We start from the raw sequence: 23,360 nt of genomic DNA on the forward strand, positions 1-23,360 counted from the left end.
ATGCAATTATTTTTCATCCGAACGAATTTTTCTGCAAATCTGTTGGCTAAACGCAAGAAATCCATACCTTTGCCCCCAAAGAAACAAACCTACTTAATATAAAAAAACTATGAACAAGATTGTACTTCTGACGGCAACGGCTCTGGGAGCCTGCCTGTGGGGGTGCGGAAATCCCCAAACGGTCACCGTGACCGTAACCAACCCGCTCGATGCCGAACGCACGGGCGAAATGATAGAAGTGCCCGCCGCACAAGTGTTCCAATCGCTGAACCTGCCCGACACGGCGCACATCATCGTCTGCAACGCACAAGCCCAAGAAATCCCTTACCAGCTTACCCACGACGGAAAACTGATATTCCCCGTATCGGTATCGGCAAAAGGAACCGAAGCATATACCATCCGGCAAGGGACACCGGCTGAAACCGACACCGTAGCATACGGAAGGCATTACCCCGAACGTCTGGACGACATAGCCTGGGAAAACGACCGCGCCGCCTACCGTGCCTACGGACCCGCCCTGCAACAGAAAGGCGAACAGGCATACGGCTACGACGTGTTCACCAAGAACACCGACCGCCTGGTAGTGGAAGACCGCTACGCAATGGAACTGGACACCGCCGCCTGGGCAAAAATCAACGCCCTGCGCAAGGCTGGCAAAAAACAGGAAGCCGACGAACTGGTACGTCAAATCTCCTACCACGTAGACCACGGCAACGGAATGGACTGCTATGCCGTAGGCCCCACATTAGGCGGAGGCACCTCGGCACTGATGCCCGACTCTGCCATCGTCTATCCGTATTGTTATAAAGAATATGAAATTCTGGACAACGGTCCGTTGCGCTTCACCGTGAAACTTACCTTCAACCCGCTGGTAATAGGCAATGACTCGGACGTAGTGGAAACCCGCATCATCCGGCTCGACAAAGGCTCGCAGCTGAACCAGACTACCGTGACGTATGCCAACCTGAGCCAACCCACCCCCGTGGCAGGAGGAATCGTGCTCCATGCCGCCAATGCCGAAGGCTATGCCCACAACGCACAGGAGGGATATATCGCCTACGCCGACCCTACCACCGAACCTCAATCGGACAACGGCATCGTTTATGTGGGTGCCGTATTCCCCGACACGGCGGTGCAGACCAAAGTGCAGCTCTTCGACAAGCCCGCGGGCGATGCGTTGGGACACGTATTAGGAATCTGTACCTACCGTCCCGGCGACACCTTCACCTATTACTGGGGTTCGGGCTGGAGCAAATACGGCTTCGACACGGATGAATCGTGGACCGATTACCTGAAAGCCTATGCAAAACAGGTGCGCCACCCGCTGCAAGTGACCGTAAAGTAAGCTTTCCGGCACCTTGAAAAACATGTAAAATGCAATTCAGACCTCTGAATCTAACTTTGCACCGCTTGCAAAGTCTGTTTTCACCACATAGGACACAGAGTAAATAATTAAAAAACTCTATGTCCTCTGTGGTGAAATATTAAGACAAAAAAACATCACTCGCCCGTTATCCGATCCTTCTCCAAATCAATGCGAAAATGACCACTCGGCTCCCCGTTTAAGAAACATTCAAATATATCGGCTATCTCACGCAAGTGTATGATAAGTTCATCGTTTACCGCTGAATATCGAACGGCATCGAACAACATACGGTATTCCTGCATACGTTTCTCAGGAATCCAGCGCAAAGCCAACTTATCAGCATAACGCAACCGATAAAGATCCAAAATCAAATCATAGCCCTTCCAGTCTGTCTCCCATTCTTCCGGTTCTTCACCCGTTATCTCAGCCATAAGTTGAGCACCTGTCTTATCAATCATTTCTTCACGTACCGCTTCGGGCAAGTCCTTTGGAATGAAACGCACCCGTACCAAGTCACGGAATTGCCAATCACAAAACTCCGCATAATCCTTCGATGCCAAAGCTTCTTTGCTCCACACCGGCTTCTTTCCCGCCCGCATGTCATACTCATATTCTTTCTCATAAAGACCGAACAAGCGATCAAATCCGGGAACAGAATCGACCAATACCGTTTCTACCTCAAAGTGCATATCATCTTCCGCGGTCAGAATCTTATAAGCGGGGATGCAAGTAGCAATGGACGGCACTTGAATATTATACAAACACTTCCCATTCTTTCCCCGCTTCACGCCGGTATCATTCACGTGCATGTGACCTGCCACGTGAAGGCGGATACCTGCTTCCAAAAAGGCTTCTGACACTTCCTCACTGGGTACCCGGTGTAAATCAAATTTCTTGCTTCCCCAAGCCTTACGCACCAGCTCAGAAGCACCGTCATTGAAATCCGCCAACGGATAATGCGAATAAGCCACTAATATCTTGTTTCTTATCTTTGCCTCGGAAGCCACTTTCCGCACCCACGGAAGAATGAACTCCTTATACTTTAACACATTATTATAGCCCACGCTCGAACCTTCGTAAGTCTGTACACCGTTTTTTACCGGACCCGGCAGGTAGACTCCTCCATCAATCGCCAAAAGCCAAAGCCCTTCTACCGGCTCCACCAAATAGCTGGCATCAATGGCCTTCAACGAATCACACAACGTATATTCACGTTTTTCCAACGCTCCTTCACGCAAGGCTTCCTGATAGCTGTAGTCCTCATACCGATAAGAAGTGAAAGGCGTTTCCCAATACAAATATTCCGGCTGGGGATAAAATCCGAAAGCGGCATAACATTGCATCTCGTCAACATATCCGGCACAACGGTTCTCTTGCACAGTACGGCTTCCATCCGAACGGAGGAAATCGTGCTCCTCGTTCTGCATGCCGAACGGACGTACCGGGTCGTGATTACCCGTGGTCACAAAAAACTTCATTCCGAAACGTTCCTGATACCCCTCTAAAATCTCCTTGACTTTCTCTTGGTTCACAAATTGCCCGTTATCGGTCAAGTCTCCCGGAAGAACCACCAAGCTTATTCCTCGTTTGGCGGCATCCTCCAATGCAGCTATCAAGGCGTAATAATTCTCATTAAACAACCGGGTGGACTGCACCTGCACTTCCATCGAACGTACCAATTCGGGATAATCCACGATGTTCTGAATGTGTGCATCCGAGATGAAAGCAATCCGTTGCTGGGACATAGCCGGCAGGCTTACCCCTCCTGAAAGAAGCAAAGCCAATAAATAGTTCCGAATCTTCATATAATCAATCATTAAGTTTGACAAAGATACAAATTCTCAACTATCCAGTAAGTAATATCACACAAATTATATTACCTTTGTCCCTCACTAACCAATACATCTCTTTATGAAATACATTGAAGTTACAATAAAGGCACATCCGTGCAACGAGACCATTACCGATGTGCTTGCCGCCCTGATGGCTGAAATCGGATTCGAAAGCTTCGTGCCTTGCGAAAGCGGAACACAAGCGTATATTCAAAAAACGCTATTCGATGAAGAGGCATTAAAGAATGTGCTTGCCGACTTCCCGATTCCGGATACGGACATTGTCTACACGCTTTCCGAACCGGAAGATAAAGACTGGAACGAGGAATGGGAGAAGAATTTCTTCCAGCCGATTGTGATAGGCGAACGATGTGTAATACACAGTACGTTTCATACCGATTATCCGAAAGCGGAATACGATATTGTCATCAATCCGCAAATGGCATTCGGCACGGGACATCATGAAACAACCAGTTCCATTATTGCCGAGCTTCTGGATGCCGACCTGAAAGGAAAATCGGTGCTTGATATGGGGTGCGGCACGTCTATTCTTGCGATTCTCGCCAGCATGCGCGGAGCCAATCCGGTGACCGCTATCGATATAGATGACTGGTGTGTGAACAATTCGCGGGACAACATTGCCTTGAACCATATAGATAATATCACTGTAGAACTGGGTGATGCCTCGCTTCTGCATGGGAGTGCTCCGTTTGATGTGATTATTGCCAACATCAACCGGAATATCTTGCTTGCCGACATGCCCGCATACACCGCGTGCATGCATTCCGGCTCGGAACTTTATATGAGTGGTTTTTATATGGAAGATATCCCTGCCATACGGGAAAAAGCCGAAAGTTTAGGCTTGGAATTTACGCATCACCGGGAGAAAAACCGCTGGGTTGCGGTGAAATTTGTGATGCGTTGAATATGTATCACAACAGAGGGCACAGAGTATCACAGAGGACATTAATAAAAAACTCTGTGACATTCTGTGCCCTCTGTGATGAAAAGCCATCATCATCCTATACTTTTTCCGAAAGGCGTAAGAGCCAGCGTAGCCAGCTTGAAATGCTGCCTTCCGAAAGGGATACCGATAATCGTAATGCAAAGCAAGACACCCAGCACTACATGAGTTAAGGCAATCCATACGCCTCCACATAATACCCATATCAGATTCATGATAATGGTAAGGCATCCTCCGTTAGAAGGTTCGGTCTTTATTGTACATCCAAACGGACACAAGCCCAGCATCGCCAGCTTAATGGTCTGTACCCCGAAGGGAATGCCGATAATGGTAATCATCAACAACAAGCTCGACACAAGATATTCCAGACAAACCAGCCAGCCGCCCAAGACAATCCATAAAATATTCAACAATACATTCATAAGCGATATTATTCAATCCCATTCCTGCGAAGTATATCCAGCAATTCGGCATCCGTGATATTCTCCCGGTCTGCCTTATCGTATATGGTAATCAACTTTATTTCAGCATCCGCCTGAGCGAGGATTACCGTGTAGGTAATAACCCGTGCTCCGCCCCGCTTACCTTTTCCTTTCGAAGCGATAGCCATACGCACTTTGCGCAGATGATGGCCAAGTTCGACACCGAGGAAAGGATTACGTTCCAATTCATCTCCTAACTTATTCAAATCTTCCTTCAGAGATTTATACCGTTTAGACAAGTGTTTCATCTCTTTCAAAAAATCAGGAGTAACGGTAATTTTACAATTCATCAAGTGCTTCCTTTAAAGTTTTAAACTCCAGCTTCCCTTCCAGATTCAATTTCAATTCTTTACACGCCTGATCAAAGTTAGCAAGTATTTCTTCTTTTGTCATATAGGGAGCCTCATCCTCCGATACAACAGACGGCACTTCTGCACTTGATGCCTTACGCTCTTCTTTATGCAAAAGCTTCTTTACTTTCTTCAAAATATTGACATCGTTGACATTCAATACATCACGGATTACCTCGTTCTGTAATGTTTCTAATGACACAGCAGACATAGCATTCAAGTTTTTTACTGGTTAAGGTTACAAAGATAAGGGAAAACGCCGGATTGCCCAAATGCTTTCGGGCAAAAGTGCTTACGACTTATGAAAAGCCGAATCGGGCAAGATGGTCATACGCTTCAATTCATCCAGCGTCCCGTTAAAGACATTCAGGTCTACCTGCTCGCGGATGCCGGGCAATGTGCCTCCATCGGTATGTTGCCAGAACTTCCATTCCCCCTCATAGCGCACCGAATCCACATAATAATGCGCTATCCAATAAGGATAAGTATTGAAAATCGAATCGTTCAGATAACGTTCCTTGAACTTATACGAAGCATAAAGAATAGGTTTCACACGATAATGCCGCTCTATCAGGCGAAGCCAAGTCTTCACCCCTTTCCGGAGTTCCAGCTCGTTATCTCCTACTTTTTCGATATCGAGCACCGGAGGCAAATCGCCCGGTTCCAGCTTGACCGAACGGATAAAGAAATCAGCCTGACGCGCCGCATCGGTATTCGGATTAAAAAAATGGTATGCCCCACGGATAAAACCATATTGACGGGCGCGGTCGAAATTGCGGATAAAAGTCGTGTCACTGAAATCGCCTCCTTCGGATGCTTTCATGAAGACAAAACGTACCGGAAACGGAGCGTTCTGAACCTTCTGAAGCTCTTTCCAATTAATGTCTCCCTGATGATGGGAAATATCAAATCCATGAACGGAATATCCTGCCGGAAGGCATACACCGTATGCTTTCGTGCCATAACAAGGCTTCCAGCGATAGGCATACGGACGAATAAAAAAATAATAGAAACCGATAACGAACAACGCCGCCACACTCCCCATCGCCACATACTGGAGCCAACCCGGCATATTCCAGACACGTTTTTTCCCGCGCTTTCCTTTTTTCCCCGCCGGCTTCTTTTTCCTTCCAGCCCCACCCGTGCGCCGTGATGCGGAGGGACTTTTCATTCTTCCCGCAGAATTCCGACGAGGCTTGTTTACAGGCATCAAAGGCGATTCTTGTACCATAGTTATCGTATCGGTTTAAATAATCTTTTACTCAAAGAAATGTCACTTCAGGCAACAGATTCCCCTTGCCTGAAATGACATTATATCCACAAAGCTATCGAATCATTATCCGATTACTTTTGGTGTTCCAACTGCAACGTCTTAGTAGGCTGGTCACATACTTCCGTCGGGCCAAAGTACTGAATCGGACCCGGATAAACGTATGCCGTTTCTTTTGCCCACGTGTCACGTGCTGCAGCAAATGCCTTGAACGGTGCACCGTCCAGCTTAACCAGCGCTTTCTGGATAACCGGCTTCATTTCTCCATGACGGCGTTCCATGTTCATCATCATTGTGATAGGCACACCGCCTGCAACCCATTCTTCAGCAGGAGCGGTCAGGTTGCGTACAGATGACATATAACCGGTCTTTCCGTTTGCCATCAATACGGCTGCGGTATAACCCAACGAGTAGCAATAGTCAGCATCGAAATTTGACGGAGCAGCGCAACGTCCTTCGTATCCGAAGAAATGGTGCTGTGCCGAGAACTTGCCTACGTACTTGCCTTCTGCCTTCCATGCAGCCAGCTTCTTGCCAACCATTTCCGACAAAAGTTTTTCGGTTTCGATAAGCGATACCTGTACGTTTCCATGCGGGTCACGGTCGAGTGTCAACTGGCGTGCAACACCTTCGGGCAACGAAGCGTAAACATCGGCATTTTCTTTCGACAAGTGGCTGATGATATATTCACGTTGCTTATTAGGTTCGATAGCGGCATACTCCTCTGCATGCACAGCCAAGAAATCATTCAATTCCGCAATCAGTTTCTTCATCGCCGGGATGAACTCGATCAGGCCTTCCGGAATCAATACCGTACCAAAGTTATTTCCTTCAGCAGCACGTGCGGCTACAGCATTCGCGATGTAAGTCACAATATCATCCAGCGACATGTTCTTGGCTTCTACTTCCTCCGAAATCAGGCAGATATTCGGCTGGGTCTGCAGGGCGCATTCCAATGCTATATGCGAAGCCGAACGGCCCATCAGCTTGATGAAGTGCCAGTACTTGCGTGCCGAATTGCAATCGCGCTCAATGTTGCCGATTACTTCCGAGTAAGTCTTGCAGGCAGTATCAAAACCGAATGAAGTCTCAATCATTTCATTCTTCAAGTCACCGTCGATGGTCTTCGGGCAACCGATTACCTGAATGCCGTAGTTCTTGGCAGCATAATATTCCGCCAATACGCAAGCGTTTGTATTCGAGTCATCACCGCCAATGATTACCAATGCCTTGATGCCCAACTCCTTCAATATCTCGTATCCTTTTTCGAACTGGTCTTCTTTCTCCAGTTTCGTACGTCCAGAACCGATGATATCAAAACCGCCCGTATTGCGGTATTCATCAATGATGTCAGCGGTCAGTTCCATATACTTGTGGTCAACCAGTCCGCCGGGACCCAAAATAAATCCGTACAGTTTGTTGGCTGGATTCATCTTCTTGATACCGTCGAACAAACCCGAGATGACATTGTGCCCGCCCGGAGCCTGACCGCCTGAAAGAATAACGCCTACATTCATCGGAGCATATTCCTTAGCTTCGCCGGTTTCAAACTTCAGCAACGGCATTCCGTACGTATTCGGGAACAATTTCTTGATTTCTTCTTGGTCGGCTACTGATTGAGTAGGATTGCCTTCCATTACCTTCACCCCGCCCTTCAACGCGTTAGGCAACTTGGGTTGATAGGCAGCTCTTGCAATTTGTAATGCACTTTTTGTCATAATCGTTTTGTTTTTAAAAGGTGTATATTGTCTCCATTATTTCTTTCTCGCAAATTTCGGTCTTTTTTTTGGAATCACAAAAAGTCTGCCACAAAAAATCATCCGACAAGACTTTAAAAAGTGTATTGATTTTGTTCTGCTATAAGGTTGATATTACCAAGGGATGCCGCAGCTTGGTCCGATGCACGCTGCTGCATAGCCCGATGCATGCCGCTGCATCCCTCAGTCCTCCTGGGAAGGACTGCAGTCCTGACAGGCTGGGACTGGAGTACTGGCAGCAGAGGACAGCAGTCCCGGCAGGGCAGGACTGGCAGGACATGTAGCTTTGTAGAAAAGGTTGACTACTTTAAGTCTTATTCGTAATATGGGTTGACTCGTATTATTACTATTCATGCACAGGGTTAACCCTGTGGCTGTATGCGTCTGCCGTTTTATGAATCTCCTTTTTGCCCCTCCCCCTGCATAGCTACCGGAATGAATGCGGATATTCATGAAAAGTTTTTTCCGCAAACAAAGCGGTTATTTCAATCAAAAACCTTATCTTTACCCCACAAACAACCCTATTATAAACTTTTAAACAGATACGATTATGGCAAAAAGAAGAAACTTAAAGAAATTCATCAAGTATACATCAGGTTCTATAACCGGTTTCATCTTGTGGGAAATCAGCCGTGCGAAAGAAGAAAAACGTCCGGCATACGACCAGCTTCTGGCAAATATCATCGACCTGCACAATGACATGGTAAGCCGCATCAGCCACACCGAACCGGGAAACGTAAAAGGTTTCTACAAGAAACTGAAGAGCGACTTTTCGGAAGGCATCAACGCGATACTTACCCAAACAGACGAATTAGCGGACAAAGAGCAAGCATGAAACAAGCCCTCTGCCGCTTTATTTATTATAAGGTATTAGGCTGGAAAGCGCGCGTCTCTATCCCCGATTTCGACAAGTGCATCTTCTGTGCCGCACCGCATACCACCAACTGGGACCTTTTCGTGGGAAAACTCTTCATCTCCGCCATCGGACGTGAGTCGGGGTTCATGATGAAGAAAGAATGGTTCTTTTTCCCCTTAGGCATCCTGTTCCGGTGGATGGGAGGCATCCCTGTACACCGCGACAAGCATACCTCGCTGGTCGACCAAATTATCTGCCAGGCAAAAGACAGCAAGAAATTCCATCTTGCCATCACGCCTGAAGGTACACGCTCGCCCAACCCGAACTGGAAAAAAGGCTTCTACTACATCGCCTTGGGAGCCGGAATCCCTATCGTGCTTGTGGGCATCGACTACGAGAAAAAGTGCATCTGTGCCGAAAAATACCTGTATGCCAGCGGAGACATCGACAAGGACATGCGCGAAATCAAACTTTACTTCAAGCCGTTTAAGGGCAAGCATCCCGAACGGTTCGACTTGGGGGAATATTGATTTAATCCAATCGAACGCAGAGACGCAAAGGCGTAGAGGAATAATTTAGAGAAGGCAAAGGACACGGAGCCAAACGTTACTCTCTGTACGCTTTTGCTCTCTCTAAAAATATAGACTCTGTGTCTTTGCGCCTCTGCGTTTAATAAAAACACTCATCATGAAACGCTTCAATTCGATACTCTTTTTTTGTTTCTTCCTCCTCCACGCTCCGGCGCAAAGCCTTGAGAAAAATGTAGAAAACCGGCTGAAAGATTTCTTTGCAAATTATCAGACCAGCTATGCCGATATCGGCACGTGCGCGTTGGAACGGTTCTCCATCGACCACCAGAAGAAAACCTTGCATATATATGCCAACGACAACTTCGGGTACCAGCCTTTTACCGAAGCGAACGTAAAAGCCGTCTACCGTTCCCTCACGCAATCGCTTCCGGGACCGGTAAATTACTACCGCGTCACCCTCTACGCCGACGGGCAGCCAATCGAGAACCTCATCCCGAACGCCTATCGGGGAAAAGCCAAAGACAAGAGCCGCCTCTACGAAGACATCAGCTACAAGGGTGACGCATGGACCGAAAACCTGTCACGCCCCTTCCGCGTCACGCAAGGACTGGAAGGACGGCATATCGCCCTGTGGCAAAGCCACGGCAGGTTCTACCAGAACAAGACCGGCGAATGGCGCTGGCAACGCCCCCGCCTCTTCGGCACCTGCGAAGACCTCTACACGCGTTCCATCGTAGTCCCCTACCTCATCCCGATGCTGGAGAACGCAGGAGCCGTGGTGTTCACGCCCCGCGAACGGGACGAGCAGACGCACGAAGTCATCGTAGACAACAATACCTGCACGCCCGGAAGCCGTTACCTGGAAGTCAACTACAAACGGAAATGCGTGTGGCAAGACGCCCCTACGCCCGGATTCGCACAAAAGCAAACGACCTACACCGACGGACAAAACCCTTTCCGCGACGGAACCGCACGCTTCATCCCTACCCACAAGAAACCCGAAAAAGCCTTTGCCGAATGGATTCCCCGCATCCCCGAGAAAGGACGTTACGCCGTGTACGTGAGTTACCAATCACTTCCCGAAAGCGTGACCGATGCCAAATACCTGGTGTTCCATAACGGAGGAGTGACCGAGTTCCGTGTCAACCAGCGCATCGGAGGCGGCACATGGACCTACTTAGGCACCTTCGAGTTCGATGCCGGAATGAACGATTACGGCATGGTGGCACTCAGCAACGAAAGCGCGCAAGACGGTGTGGTGTGCGCCGATGCCGTACGCTTCGGAGGCGGCATGGGCAACATCGCCCGCGGAGGGCACGTCAGCGGCATGCCCCGATGGGCGGAAGGGGCACGCTACTGGGCACAATGGGCAGGCATGCCCTACTCCGTCTATAGCAAGAGCGAAGGCGAGAACGACTACAACGATGACATAAACACCCGTTCGCTCATGCTCAACCACCTAAGCGGAGGCTCGGTGTTCAACCCGCACGAAAAAGGGCTGGGCATTCCTTTCGAACTGAGTTTCGCCCTCCATAGCGACGCCGGATTCAAGGCAGACGACACCTTCGTCGGCTCGCTGGGCATCTACACCACCCGGTTCAACGACGGGAAGCTGGCAAGCGGCATCTCACGCTACGCCTCGCGCGACCTTGCCGACATGCTCCTCACAGGGCTGCAACGCGACATCAGCTCCCGCTTCGGCATCCGCTGGACACGCCGCGGGATGTGGAACCGCAACTACAGCGAGACACGCCTGCCCGCCGTGCCTTCGGTGATACTGGAAACCCTCTCACACCAGAACTTCGCCGACCTGAAGATGGGGTACGACCCTGCGTTCAAGTTCACCGTTGCCCGCTCGGTCTATAAAACGATGCTGAAATACCTCGCCACGATGCACGACGAACGATATACCGTCCAGCCCCTGCCCGTCACCCACTTCGCCATCGATGAAGGCAAGCAAGAGAATACCTTCCGGTTGCGCTGGACTCCCGCCGAAGACCCGCTCGAACCTACCGCACGTGCAGAAGGATACGTAGTCTATACCCGTGTGGGACGAGGAGGATTCGACAACGGTACCTACGTGCGCGAACCCCACTATACCTTCGAAGCCGAACCAGGCATCGTCTACAGCTTCCGCGTGACGGCGGTCAACCGGGGCGGAGAAAGCTTTCCTTCCGAAACGCTTGCGGCATACCGGGCGAAACATAGCCGCGGCACCGTGCTCATCGTGAACGGGTTCCGCCGCACTTCCGCACCTGCCGCCATAGAGACCGATACGCGCCAAGGCTTCGACCTCTATTCCGATCCGGGCATCCCCTACCTCGGCACAACCGCCTTCTGCGGATACCAGCAAAGCTTCGACCGCTCGCGCATCGGCGTCGAGACCGAAGGCGGGCTGGGTTACAGCGGAAGCGAACTGGAGGGCAAACGCATCGCCGGAAACACTTTCGACTATCCTTTCATCCACGGTAAAGCCATCCAGCAAGCAGGAGGCTGGTCGTTCGTATCGTGCAGTGCCGAAACTCTTGAGACCGGCTCGACCGACCTCACCCCATACCCCGTCGTCGACCTTATCCGGGGTGCCGAAGACCGCCCGCTCAGCCCTGCGGCAGAACGTGCCCTCACGGCATATTGCGAGGCGGGAGGCAACCTTCTGGTAAGCGGCACTTATACCGGAAGCCGCATGGGAAGCGAAACCTTCCTGCGCAACGTCCTGCACTACACCTACGGAGGCAGCCTGCGCCATTCGTCCGCCGACGAAGTCTACGGAACCTCCCTTCGTTTCCGCATCGCCCGCCATGCCGATGACGGGACCTATGCCGTACCCTCGCCCGAAAGCCTGACCCCCACCGGAAACGCATTCACCGCCTACCTGTACACAGGCATGAATGCCGGCGCAGCCGTGGCATATCCGGGCGCTCACCGCGTCTTTGCCTTGGGCTTTCCTTTCGAGTGCATCCGTGAAGAAAGCGCACGCACCCAACTGATGCAAAGCGTCTTAGGATTCCTATGTCCGAAATAAATTCCTCGCCCGAAAAGCCCGATTCGTTTATATATAGCCAATCAGAAATGAATCGCAAAAAATCCATGCTTCTTTAAGCAAGCACGGAGGCGCGGAAACGCGGAGCTTATTTTTCGAGAGAGCATAATATTTGCCAATTCGCACATTGTTTATTTTCCCATTTATATTACCTTTGCCGTAACAAAAAAAACAAAAAACAAGTTATGGATTCTATTAAAAACAGACGTACGATACGCAAGTATAAGCAGCAGGACATCCCTGACGACTTGCTGAACGGATTGCTGGAAGAAGCATTCCGCGCCCCTACAATGGGCAACATGCAACTGTATAGTGTCATCGTGACACGCGACCCGGCGATGAAAGAACGGCTGGCTCCGGCGCATTTCCACCAGCCGATGCTGACGGAAGCTCCCGTGGTGCTGACCTTTTGCGCCGACTTCAACCGCTTCGTGAAATGGTGCCGCCAACGCAAGGCGGAACCCGGTTACGACAACCTGCTCTCGTTCATGAACGCCAGCATCGATGCCATCATGCTTACGCAGAACTTCTGCACACTTGCCGAAGCCGCCGGACTGGGCACCTGTTTCCTGGGAACCACGATTTATAATCCCGACCAAATCATCGAAGTGCTGAACCTGCCCGAACGGGTCATTCCGCTTGCCACCATCACCGTGGGCTATCCCGACGAATGCCCTCCCCAGACCGACCGCCTGCCCTTGGAAGGCATTATCCATCAAGAACAATACCATGACTATTCGCCCGAGGACATCGACCGCATCTATGCCTACAAAGAGTCGCTGCCCGAGAATAAGCATTTTGTGGAAATCAACCATACTGAAACGCTGGCACAGATTTTCACCGACATCCGCTACACAAAAGAAGGAAACGAGGCTATGTCGAAAGTACTGAAAGAAACTCTCCGCAAGCAACGGTTTGATGAATAAATTGAAGGCAGAGACGCAAAAGTCTTCTCTGCACTTTTGCGTCTCTGCCTTCAATGATACAATCATCCAATCTCCACCGTCAACCCGTCGTAAGCCAAACGGACATGAGGAGGGAGCGTTGCCTCTACCTCGGCATGCATGCCCAGCTGGTGGCTCGCATGAATGAAATATGCCTTGCGGGGGCGGATGCGTTCCACCTGCTCCAAAGCCTGAGAAAGCGACTGGTGGGTAGGATGAGGCGTGAGGCGCAACGCATTCATAAACAGGCAATCCAACCCCTCCAGACAGGCATACGTTTCAGCCGGCATTTCGGTCATATCCGTAATCCATGCCATCTTGCCGATACGGAAACCTAAGATGGGAAGCCGCCCATGGATAACCCGGAGCGGAACCACCTCTACCTCCTGCCCAGCACCGCCCGTTACCTTGAACGGCACATACGGCTCGACCTCTGCCAAAGGAATACGGGGCACTCCCGGATAAGGATGCTCGGCAAAACAATAAGGAATACGGGTCTTCAGACGGTCTGCCGTATATTGCTCGGCATATACGGGCACATCACGGAAATGACAAAACGGACGCAAATCGTCCAGTCCGCCCACATGGTCATAGTGTTCATGCGTAATCAAAACGCCGTCAATAGGCTGGAAATCGGGCAAACGGAGGCTTTGCTCCCTAAAATCGGGACCGCAATCGATTAATATCCGCACCCCTTGGGTTTCTATCAGTCCCGAACACCGCAAACGCTTGTCGTGCGGGTCGGTGCTCGTACAGACCGGGCACGTACACCCAACCTGCGGCACACCTGTAGAAGTGCCGCTTCCCAATACCGTTATTTTCATATACTAATGAGTTTGTGAGTTTGTAAGTTTGTGAGTCAAAACGTTTAAGAGTTTAAAACTTAAAAACTTAAGAACTTAAAAACTAAATATAATTCACTTCGGGCACAATCACGATGCCGAACTTTTCTTTTACCGAATCCGCCACATCCTCTGCCAAGCGGCGAACCTCTTCACCCGTAGCTCCCCCTAAATTCACCAATACCAATGCCTGCTTATCGTGCACACCTACTTTCCCTTGCTTTTTACCTTTCCATCCACACCTGTCTATCAGCCATCCGGCAGGCACTTTCACCTTCCCTTCTCCAGCCGGATAATGAGGCATATCAGGATATGACACGCGCAACGCTTCGTACTGAGCCAACGGAATCACCGGATTCATAAAGAAACTTCCCGCATTCCCCACCTCCACCGGGTCGGGCAATTTGGCTTTCCGGATGCGGATTATCACGGCACGCAACGTCTCGAGCGTAAGCTCCGCATGGGCTTTCTCCAGTTCAGCACGGATATTCCCGTAATCCAAATGCCACACCGGCTTCTTGCTTAACCTGAAAAAGACCTTAGTCACGATATAGCATCCTTTCATCTCTCGCTTGAAAACGCTTTGGCGATAGGTATAACGGCATTCGGCATTCGAGAAGCGGCGATGTTCACCCGTGGCTATGCATAATGTATCCACCTTTGTTATCAAGTCCTTCACTTCGACTCCGTATGCGCCGATATTCTGCACAGCCGAAGCCCCCACTTCTCCAGGTATTAACGAAAGGTTTTCGGCTCCATACCAGCCACGGGAAACGGCATATGCCACAAATTCGTCCCACACGACACCCGAACCCACGCATACTTCCACCTCATCCTCGTTCTCATACACCACACGAATGCCTTGAATGGCAGAATGCAATACTGTCCCTGAAAAATTACCTAAAAAAAGCAAATTGCTTCCGCTTCCTACAGGCAAGAGCGGCAAAGGAGTATCCCCTTGCATCAAAAACGCGCGGAGTTCTTCCTCCGATGCATATTCTACCCACCTGGCGGCACGCACATCCATGCCGAACGTATTATGAGGCAACAATGAATAGTCACGTAAATCTTTCATAAGTCAATCACTCAAATCCTCAAACTGTTTCAATATCCATTCTCCGCCCCGGCATTCAAAATACAACGTATTGCTGAAGCCATTCCCGAATCCCTTGAACTCCACAATCTTCGAATCGGTATCGGGAACCGCTTCCTGCCCGTAATGGACATTGGTCAGACGTTCTTTCAACAAAGGCGGACGGAAAGAAAACCATTGTCCTTCGTCCAATGTCGTCTCCAGTATCTGGAACTCATCTTCCGGATCAACCGTTACAAACGACAGAGGGTCTGCCAGACGCTCTCCCTGAAACACCGAATCATTGGCAAAACGGAAGTAGAAATCAAAAAAATCTTCTCTCCCGCCTTCTGCATGCGCCAGCTTCTCTTTATTTATCGCCTCCAGAAACCAACTATCGTTGATGCGCTGGAAATAATAACGCTTCACCTGACGGTCTTTCAGGTAAATCCAGTCGACCTGCACACTCCTCACCGCCGTGTCCTTCTCCAACTCCATTTCCTCTTCCCTGTCGAAAAGCACGGTATATACCGGGTCGCGGCTGAAAAGCGGATCGTACTTCCAGTCCTCTTTCGAGATACGAACCACTTCCTTCCCTTTATAATAAGAAATCGGGAAAACAATCCGCGAATGCTGGAAACCTTCGTTTGAAGCGAAGTTATAGAAAAAGTCGGCAAAACTTTCATCAGCCGTGGCAGGTATCACTTCCGGACGGACCGGAGCGGTATCCACAACCGCTTCTTCCTCAACCTGTAAGGAATCTATCTGCCTTGTCAGCGTCTCAAAAGGGTCTATCTTCTTTTTTCCACCCCCACAAGAAGCCATTAGCCATACAAGCAAACAACATCCGAATACAATTTTTTTCATGATTAGTGCTTCTGAAAAACCAGCGCAAAGGTACTTCTTTTTTTCATTCATGAAACAAAAGACGCATAGTTTTCTTTTTTATCGGAAGAAAAAGGCAAAAATTCAGTTTTAATCCTTACCTTTGCACGTAAAAATAAAAGATAATAGATTATGTTAACGAAAATAGAAGAACTGCTTCAGGAAGTTGACCAGCTGACCGCCCAGAACGCGGAAGAACTGGAAGCGCTCCGTATCAAGTACCTGAGCAAAAAGGGAATCATCAATGCCTTGATGGCAGATTTCCGGAATGTGCCCGCCGAACAAAAGAAACAAGTGGGCATGAAACTGAACGAACTGAAAACCCGTACCCAAGAACGCATCGCCGCTCTGAAGGAAACATTCGAGAACCAGGATGCCGACATGTCGGGCATTGACCTGACCCGTACGGCCTATCCCATCGGACTGGGCACGCGCCATCCGCTGAACATCGTGCGCAACCAAATTATTGATATCTTCAGCCGTTTGGGATTCACCATTGCCGACGGTCCGGAAGTGGAAGACGACCTGCACGTATTCACAAAGATGAATTTCGCTCCCGACCATCCGGCACGCGACATGCAGGATACCTTCTTCGTAGAGACCAATCCGGACGATGTGACCAAGAACATCATCCTGCGCACGCATACCAGTAGCGTACAGGCACGCACCATGGAAGTGACCCAACCTCCTATCCGTGTCATCTGCCCGGGGCGTGTGTACCGCAACGAAGCCATCAGCTACCGTGCCCATTGCTTCTTCCATCAGGTAGAAGGACTGTATGTAGACAAGAACGTATCGTTCACCGATCTGAAACAGGTTTTGCTGCAATTTGCCCAAGAAATGTTCGGACCTGAAACCAAAATCCGTCTGCGCCCTTCCTACTTCCCGTTCACCGAACCCAGTGCCGAAATGGATATCAGTTGCCACATCTGTGGTGGAGAAGGATGCCCGTTCTGCAAATATACCGGCTGGGTGGAAATTTTGGGATGCGGTATGGTAGACCCTGCTGTACTCGACGCTTGCGGCATCGACAGCAAAGTTTATTCAGGCTATGCCTTCGGCATGGGCGTAGAACGCATTGCCAACCTGAAATACAAGGTGAAGGACTTGCGCATGTTCTCGGAAAACGACACCCGCTTCCTTGAAGAATTCGAAGCGGCAAACTAAATAAACAGTTAATAATTAATAGTTAATAATTAATAGTTAAGAGTAGGAACATCCGCTGATCCTTATTAATTATTAATTGTTAACTATTAATTAACCTCACCCTAACACTCCTGTTTATGGAAAAGCAACGGCTTATTACCCCAAGTTATTGTTGCATCCTTGCCGCCAATTTCCTTCTCTACTTCGGCTTTTGGCTCTTGGTTCCGGTGCTTCCCTTTTATCTTTCGGAAATTTTCCATGCTTCAAATACCACTATCGGCATTGTCTTGTCGTGTTATACTGTATCTTCACTTTGCATCCGCCCGTTTTCGGGATACTTGCTTGATACTTTCGCACGCAAGCCCTTATACTTGTTTGCCTATTTTGTTTTCACATTGATTTTCGCCGGCTACATCTTTGCCGGCGCACTGGTCATGTTTATCATCTACCGCATCATCCACGGCATTTCGTTCGGGATGGTGACCGTAGGAGGAAATACCGTAGTCATCGACATCATGCCTTCATCACGAAGAGGGGAAGGCTTGGGCTATTACGGACTGGCTAACAACCTTGCCATGTCTGTCGGACCGATGTTCGGATTGTTCCTTCATAGCGCAGGCACATCTTACATCGCCATTTTTTCTTATGGACTCGGTTCATGCATCTTGGGCTTTATCGCAGCCAGCCTGGTAAAGACCCCTTATAAACCGCCGGTCAAACGCGAACCGATATCGCTCGACCGCTTTATCTTATTGAAAGGGCTTCCCGCCGGACTCAGCCTGCTTCTGCTTTCCATCCCTTACGGCATGACAACCAATTACGTGGCAATGTATGCCCGGCAAATCGGCATCACCGCCGAAACCGGATTCTTCTTTACCCTGATGGCTGTAGGCATGGCTATCAGCCGCATGTTCAGCGGACGGCTGGTCGACAAAGGGAAAATCACGCAAGTCATCAATGCCGGACTGTATCTGGTATGCCTCTGCTATTTTGCCCTGACCGCTTGCGGCTGGCTGATAGAGTGGAACTATGCCTTCACAACGAGCCTGTTCTTTTCAGTCGCCTTGCTTTTGGGCATCGGATTCGGCACCATGTTTCCTGCCTACAATACGTTATTCGTAAACCTGGCTCCCAACAACCAGCGTGCGACCGCCACCAGTACTTACCTTACTTCGTGGGATGTGGGGCTTGGAATCGGCATGCTGCTGGGCGGATACATTGCCGAAATCGCTTCGTTCAGAGACGCATACCTGTTCGGAGCCATACTTACAATCGTATCCATGACCTATTTTCACCTGAAAGCAGGACCACACTTCCAGCGCAACAAGCTAAGATGATAATAAATGAAGAATTTGCAAATCCCCGGCTTCTTAATTCTTATACGTAAAGACAAAGATATGAGAAAGGCGGTTGCCCACCTTTGTCAGTTGGGCAGAAAAAATAAATGAACGGAAAAGAGAGGCATGACGAGCCACAAACCTCGGCAAATAGGGCTTATAACAAGCGATGCTGTCTTTTATCTCATCCATATCCGCAACGAATATAAACGAAGCGTCATGCGATAAGTTTGAAACACACTCCTCGAAAAGTGTATGCTGGGGAAGAGCGGTAATCTTCGAGATGCAGGAGTCTACTTCAGCCTGTCCCGATAATGCCAATACCCCTTTCTCTGCCAAAGGAGCAATCCGGTCTAATTCCGCAATGACATGCGTCCTGCACGAATCCGGAATCATCATCGAGCCGCTTAAATAAAAGACCTCGCTGCTCAGATGGATATCGAAACTGCTCCAGCAATGTACATGTCCCTTCACCAGCACAGGCAATGAAGCCGTATGCCCATACAATGTCATAAAATTGGCAGCTTTCGACTCGTAACCTTCCATAAACACCTCATCTCTCAACAAAGAAAGTTCCTCTTTCTTCGCGTCAATCACCCGCTCTATCAGATTCTTCTGGTAACTCACGACACAAAAGCCTTTCCCGCAGTACGTGGAAATAAACTCGCCGTTATCCAAGGCATAAATATCAATGTCTTCTCCCCGGTAAGAATCTTTCTTCGGGACAAACTTCATTTCTTTTTTCTGCATCATCTTCTGCAAAAAAGCCTTTCCGGAACTGTGTGTCTGAAAATACATGACCACATTACGGGCAGAAAGCGGATAATGAAAACTCATCATCATCCGGTCAATGCCATTACTCAAACGATGTACGGTACTATCCGAAGCCGCAAAAAGATTACCAAACACAATGGGAAACAACCCGCTTTTCTGAATCGTATCCAATTGCATGGCATACGCAGCTTGAGGAAACTCATTAATCAAGAAATCAGCATTATCTGTTTCCAAGACAGCGGCACAATCCGCCGGAACAAAAGACAATAAATCGACATTCTTCCCCCTATCTGCCATATTCAGCTGGATAAAGCCATAAACTCCAACACCGATGCAGAACAGGATAATAGAAACAATAACACCTACCTTGCCGACCATATTATTCATATTTTTTTGCAAATATAGGCAATTATTTAAAAAAGACAAATAAATGAGGGAGAATAAAATAAGAAAGAGGAAATTCCTTGCAGAAAATCCTCTTCCTTTTACGGGTGATTAGTGGGACTCGAACCCACGACATTCAGAACCACAATCTGACGCTCTAACCAACTGAACTATAATCACCATTTTAAACTTACTCAAGAAAGGGTGACTAGTGGGACTCGAACCCACGACATTCAGAACCACAATCTGACGCTCTAACCAACTGAACTATAGTCACCGTATTGGTTACCCTTTCAAAAGCGAGTGCAAAGGTATGAAATTATTTTGAATCTGCAAACTTTTCCATCATTTTCTTTCTAAAAAGTATTCATAAATCCCTTTTGTATACTGTTTGAAGAACTTCCGCACATTGCCTAAGAACAAATCCATGCGGCTTTTCTCCACGCCATTCAGCTTTTCAGGCCTGACGTCCGAAGGATAAACCGTAAAATTACGCTTGCCGCTCAATGCCGGACGTGAAGTCCATACGAACGAATAACCGCAACCGGCAAGCTGTGCTCTTCCCGGCGACTTCTTTAAGAGAAGCTTGACCATCATTCCCCCGTCGGTATGCACACGGCTCATATTGGAAATGAAATTTCCTAATGAATAAACGACGACATGGGGAACCTTATCGGGCAATGTATCTACTATTTCTACCGGCTGTACTACATGAGGATGCGAGCCAATCACATGATCCACTCCCAACGACAACATCCACTCCGCCAGTTCACGATCCGAAACTTCCGGCAACAATTCATATTCTATTCCCCAATGCATGCAAGCAATGATGGCATCGGGCTTCATCTGCCTTGCCGACAAAATGTCCTTCCGGATTTGCTCCCGGTCTATCCGATTGACAATCGCCGGATAATCCACCGGTATGCCATTCGTTCCGTAAGTATAATTAAGGAATGCTATGCGGAAACCTTTTTTCCCGACCAATAACGGATAACGCTTCACCCTCTCCAATGAATCCCGATAAATGCCGGCATAATCCATTCCCAACGAATCGAACATTTCCACCGTTCGCACCAACCCTCTCGTCCCTCTGTCCAAACAATGGTTATTGGCAGCCAACAACACATCAAATCCGGCATTACGCATGGCATACAGCCATTCATCGGGAGCACTGAAAGCCGGATAGCCCGAGTAAGGCCTCCCGCCTAAAGGAACTTCCAGATTACCTATTGCAATATCCGCTTTCCTTATCTCGGCATCCACCTCTGCAAAACAGGGAGCATAGTCAAAAGTCCCATCAGGCTGACGGGCTGCATCAAGTTGGGCATCATGCTGCATCAAATCACCTACAAAAAGCAACGACAAGGAATCGCCCTGCCCTGCCGCATACACACAAGGCAGCACAAGCACTTCTATCAGTAGAAATGCCCATGCTGCCTTACGCATCCTTCGACGGATATTCTCCTCCATATCGGCGGTTATTGGTAAATCGCTTTCTTGCCAGCAAGCAATGTATTCCGCATCAACGAAACAATGGTCATCGGACCTACCCCACCCGGAACCGGAGTGATAAACGAACACTTCGGAGACACTTCGTCAAACTTCACATCACCGGTCAACTTAAAGCCAGACTTCTTTGTCGCATCCGGCACACGCGTCGTACCTACATCAATAACTACGGCTCCTTCTTTCACCATATCCGCCTTCACAAAATTGGGCTGCCCCATAGCGGCTATAATAATATCCGCCTCGCGGCATTCCTTTACCAAATCCTTGCTACGGCTATGGCAGACGGTCACGGTAGCATCCCCCGGATAACTTTTCTGCATCATCAGCATCGCCATCGGCTTGCCTACAATGTTGCTTCGTCCCAATACGACGCACTTCTTACCCTGGGTTTCGATTTGATAGCGCTTCAACAACTCCAAAATTCCGTTCGGCGTAGCAGAAATATAACACGGGAGCCCGATAGACATGCGCCCCACATTAATCGGATGGAAACCGTCTACATCTTTCCGGTAATCAATCATTTCTATCACTTTCTGTTCCGAAATATGTTCCGGCAAAGGAAGCTGCACAATAAACCCGTCGATATCATCATCTTCATTCAGTTCGCGCACCTTTGCCAACAGCTCTTCTTCGGTCACATCGCTTTCATAACGAATCAAAGTCGACTTAAACCCGCATACCTCGCATGCCTTTACTTTCGAAGCCACATACGTCTCGCTTCCGCCGTCATGTCCTACTAAAATAGCAGCTAAGTGCGGACGCTTTCCGCCTTTCGCCACAATATCCGCCACTTCCGCCGCAATTTCCTGCTTGATTTGTTCAGAAATGGCTTTTCCGTCAATCAATGTCATAGTCACTCTTGTTTTTAAATATTATAATGCTAACAAATGTAACATTTTCTATCCACTTATTCAGGCTTCCCCGCCTGTTTATGTTTTATTAACAAGCAGAAGAACACTTCAAACAAGAAAAAGGCAGGCTCAATTCACCAGTTCCTCATAAACATTCCGCCCTCTGACCTTCGCCTGCCACAATATACTGAATTTATACCGCCCGGCAATCTCATCACATACACTTTTCTGAAGATTTTCCTGTCTGTCAGCTTCAAAAAGCGGCCGCATCCTTACATATTCCTTCCGTGCCCGCAATACCGCACGACAATTCGCTATATCCCCCTTCAAGATAAAAAAGCAAGCGGCTAAATCATCCAAGACTTTCCTTACGCACATAACCCGTTTCAATTCGCGGGAAGGCAAATTCTTATAAAGCATCAACAAATTGTTCCGGAAATTAAGGAACGTCTTATGCGGGTTCTCTTTTTTCAATGTTGCTCCACCCACGTGGTACACTTCACTTGCCGGCAAACACACTATCTGATACCCACGGCTGCGCAGACGCCAGCATAAATCAATCTCTTCCATGTGGGCAAAAAAACGTCCGTCCAACCCGCCGGCTTCGCGATAAACAGCCAGCCGAATCATCAGTGCCGCTCCGGTAGCCCAAAACACAGGCGTAACCCAATCATACTGACCGCGGTCTTCCTCCACCGAGTCGAAAATACGCCCCCGGCAAAACGGATATCCATATTTATCGATAAACCCGCCTGCAGCTCCAGCATATTCAAAACGCGTCTTCTCACGCCAGCTCAAGATTTTCGGCTGGCAAGCGACCACTTCCGGATGAGCATCCATATACTCCACCATCAATGACAACCAGTTTTTCGCCACTTCCACATCACTATTCAACAACACTACATATTCAGCCTCAACTTGCTCCAAGGCTTTATTGTATCCATCTGCAAATCCGTAGTTCCGGTCCAGACGAATCAAACGGACGGATGGAAATTCTTTCTCCACGATTTGACAAGACGCATCGGTCGAAGCATTGTCTGCCACATAAACAGCGATTCCTTCTCCTTGCGAAAACATCAGCACGGACGGCAAAAAACGGCGAAGCACCTCCGCCCCATTCCAATTCAATATAACTACAGCTACTTTTAATTTATCATTCATTTTTCCCT

21 protein-coding genes and 2 tRNA genes are annotated in these 23,360 nt (G+C 48.8%); 8 read left to right on the plus strand and 15 right to left on the minus strand.

The genetic code is table 11. From position 1 onward, the window contains the following. The first annotated feature begins 109 nt into the window (after positions 1-109). Entirely contained in the window at positions 110-1,345 is a 1,236-nt protein-coding gene (locus tag BACSA_RS04920) for a DUF4861 domain-containing protein (protein ID WP_013617013.1), read from the plus strand. A 155-nt stretch (positions 1,346-1,500) separates the two neighbouring features. On the opposite strand, the gene BACSA_RS04925 is transcribed toward BACSA_RS04920, so the two are convergent. After that, positions 1,501-3,171 carry a metallophosphoesterase family protein gene (locus BACSA_RS04925; protein ID WP_013617014.1) on the minus strand — a complete coding sequence of 557 codons (1,671 nt, stop codon included), beginning with the start codon at positions 3,169-3,171 and terminating at the stop codon, positions 1,501-1,503. Between the two features lie 106 nt (positions 3,172-3,277). On the opposite strand from BACSA_RS04925, the gene prmA reads away from it, so the two are divergent. Next, positions 3,278-4,123, plus strand: coding sequence for a 50S ribosomal protein L11 methyltransferase (prmA, locus tag BACSA_RS04930; RefSeq protein WP_013617015.1), 846 nt, complete (start codon positions 3,278-3,280; stop codon positions 4,121-4,123). Between the two features lie 92 nt (positions 4,124-4,215). Here the strand turns inward: prmA and BACSA_RS04935 are convergent, their stop codons facing one another. The 5 genes from BACSA_RS04935 to BACSA_RS04955 form a co-directional block, all read right to left on the minus strand. Beyond that, the gene (locus BACSA_RS04935) at positions 4,216-4,584 is read right to left on the minus strand and encodes a YccF domain-containing protein (protein WP_013617016.1); all 369 of its coding nucleotides are present in this window, start codon (positions 4,582-4,584) and stop codon (positions 4,216-4,218) included. An 8-nt stretch (positions 4,585-4,592) separates the two neighbouring features. Then, a complete protein-coding gene (locus tag BACSA_RS04940; RefSeq protein WP_013617017.1) occupies positions 4,593-4,934 on the minus strand; it encodes a type II toxin-antitoxin system RelE/ParE family toxin in 342 nt (113 codons plus the stop codon). Continuing rightward, entirely contained in the window at positions 4,924-5,205 is a 282-nt protein-coding gene (locus tag BACSA_RS04945) for a hypothetical protein (RefSeq protein WP_013617018.1), read from the minus strand. The genes BACSA_RS04940 and BACSA_RS04945 overlap by 11 nt, the downstream gene beginning before the upstream one ends. An 81-nt stretch (positions 5,206-5,286) precedes the next feature. Continuing rightward, positions 5,287-6,225, minus strand: coding sequence for a glycoside hydrolase family 25 protein (locus tag BACSA_RS04950; RefSeq protein WP_013617019.1), 939 nt, complete (start codon positions 6,223-6,225; stop codon positions 5,287-5,289). A gap of 113 nt (positions 6,226-6,338) precedes the next feature. Then, complete coding sequence (locus tag BACSA_RS04955; RefSeq protein ID WP_013617020.1) at positions 6,339-7,982, minus strand: diphosphate--fructose-6-phosphate 1-phosphotransferase; 1,644 nt, start codon at positions 7,980-7,982, stop codon at positions 6,339-6,341. Between the two features lie 589 nt (positions 7,983-8,571). On the opposite strand from BACSA_RS04955, the gene BACSA_RS04965 reads away from it, so the two are divergent. The 4 genes from BACSA_RS04965 (at position 8,572) to BACSA_RS04980 (ending at position 13,373) form a co-directional block, all read left to right on the plus strand. Beyond that, complete coding sequence (locus tag BACSA_RS04965) at positions 8,572-8,856, plus strand: hypothetical protein (protein ID WP_013617021.1); 285 nt, start codon at positions 8,572-8,574, stop codon at positions 8,854-8,856. Next, on the plus strand, positions 8,853-9,407 hold the full coding sequence (locus BACSA_RS04970; protein ID WP_013617022.1) for a 1-acyl-sn-glycerol-3-phosphate acyltransferase: 555 nt from the start codon (positions 8,853-8,855) through the stop codon (positions 9,405-9,407). Before BACSA_RS04965 ends, BACSA_RS04970 begins: the two co-directional genes overlap by 4 nt. 157 nt (positions 9,408-9,564) lie before the next feature. After that, on the plus strand, positions 9,565-12,429 hold the full coding sequence (locus tag BACSA_RS04975) for a golvesin C-terminal-like domain-containing protein (RefSeq protein ID WP_013617023.1): 2,865 nt from the start codon (positions 9,565-9,567) through the stop codon (positions 12,427-12,429). 203 nt (positions 12,430-12,632) lie between these two features. After that, positions 12,633-13,373 (plus strand): NADPH-dependent oxidoreductase, encoded by a 741-nt coding sequence (locus BACSA_RS04980; RefSeq protein ID WP_013617024.1) that lies wholly within the window; start codon positions 12,633-12,635, stop codon positions 13,371-13,373. 62 nt (positions 13,374-13,435) lie between these two features. On the opposite strand, the gene BACSA_RS04985 is transcribed toward BACSA_RS04980, so the two are convergent. From BACSA_RS04985 to BACSA_RS04995, 3 genes are all read right to left on the minus strand, one after another. Further along, positions 13,436-14,215, minus strand: coding sequence for an MBL fold metallo-hydrolase (locus tag BACSA_RS04985; RefSeq protein WP_013617025.1), 780 nt, complete (start codon positions 14,213-14,215; stop codon positions 13,436-13,438). 82 nt (positions 14,216-14,297) lie between these two features. Further along, complete coding sequence (gene murB / locus BACSA_RS04990; protein WP_013617026.1) at positions 14,298-15,308, minus strand: UDP-N-acetylmuramate dehydrogenase; 1,011 nt, start codon at positions 15,306-15,308, stop codon at positions 14,298-14,300. A 3-nt stretch (positions 15,309-15,311) separates the two neighbouring features. Continuing rightward, complete coding sequence (locus tag BACSA_RS04995) at positions 15,312-16,172, minus strand: DUF4348 domain-containing protein (RefSeq protein ID WP_041584234.1); 861 nt, start codon at positions 16,170-16,172, stop codon at positions 15,312-15,314. 150 nt (positions 16,173-16,322) lie between these two features. Here BACSA_RS04995 and pheS point away from each other — a divergent pair, with 150 nt between their 5' ends. Both pheS and BACSA_RS05005 read left to right on the plus strand, forming a co-directional pair. After that, on the plus strand, positions 16,323-17,357 hold the full coding sequence (gene pheS, locus BACSA_RS05000) for a phenylalanine--tRNA ligase subunit alpha (RefSeq protein ID WP_013617028.1): 1,035 nt from the start codon (positions 16,323-16,325) through the stop codon (positions 17,355-17,357). Positions 17,358-17,473: 116 nt separating this feature from the next. Then, positions 17,474-18,673: an MFS transporter gene (locus tag BACSA_RS05005; protein WP_013617029.1), complete on the plus strand. Its 1,200-nt coding sequence runs from the start codon at positions 17,474-17,476 to the stop codon at positions 18,671-18,673. Positions 18,674-18,706: 33 nt separating this feature from the next. Here BACSA_RS05005 and BACSA_RS05010 read toward each other — a convergent pair whose 3' ends face one another. The 6 genes from BACSA_RS05010 to BACSA_RS05035 all read right to left on the minus strand — a co-directional run bounded on the left by BACSA_RS05010 (position 18,707) and on the right by BACSA_RS05035 (position 23,352). Further along, complete coding sequence (locus BACSA_RS05010) at positions 18,707-19,834, minus strand: hypothetical protein (RefSeq protein ID WP_041583890.1); 1,128 nt, start codon at positions 19,832-19,834, stop codon at positions 18,707-18,709. A gap of 103 nt (positions 19,835-19,937) precedes the next feature. Then, positions 19,938-20,011, minus strand: a tRNA-His gene (locus BACSA_RS05015). A 23-nt stretch (positions 20,012-20,034) separates the two neighbouring features. Beyond that, a tRNA-His gene (locus tag BACSA_RS05020) sits at positions 20,035-20,108 on the minus strand. Positions 20,109-20,176: 68 nt separating this feature from the next. Continuing rightward, positions 20,177-21,301 carry a CapA family protein gene (locus tag BACSA_RS05025; RefSeq protein WP_013617031.1) on the minus strand — a complete coding sequence of 375 codons (1,125 nt, stop codon included), beginning with the start codon at positions 21,299-21,301 and terminating at the stop codon, positions 20,177-20,179. Between the two features lie 8 nt (positions 21,302-21,309). Then, positions 21,310-22,191 carry a bifunctional methylenetetrahydrofolate dehydrogenase/methenyltetrahydrofolate cyclohydrolase FolD gene (folD, locus tag BACSA_RS05030; protein ID WP_013617032.1) on the minus strand — a complete coding sequence of 294 codons (882 nt, stop codon included), beginning with the start codon at positions 22,189-22,191 and terminating at the stop codon, positions 21,310-21,312. Between the two features lie 129 nt (positions 22,192-22,320). Then, positions 22,321-23,352, minus strand: a complete 1,032-nt coding sequence (locus tag BACSA_RS05035; RefSeq protein WP_013617033.1) for a glycosyltransferase family 2 protein — start codon at positions 23,350-23,352, stop codon at positions 22,321-22,323. Positions 23,353-23,360: the final 8 nt, after the last annotated feature.

Origin of the sequence: Phocaeicola salanitronis DSM 18170 (genome assembly GCF_000190575.1) — a bacterium.
GTDB classification, from domain to species: Bacteria; Bacteroidota; Bacteroidia; order Bacteroidales; family Bacteroidaceae; genus Phocaeicola; species Phocaeicola salanitronis.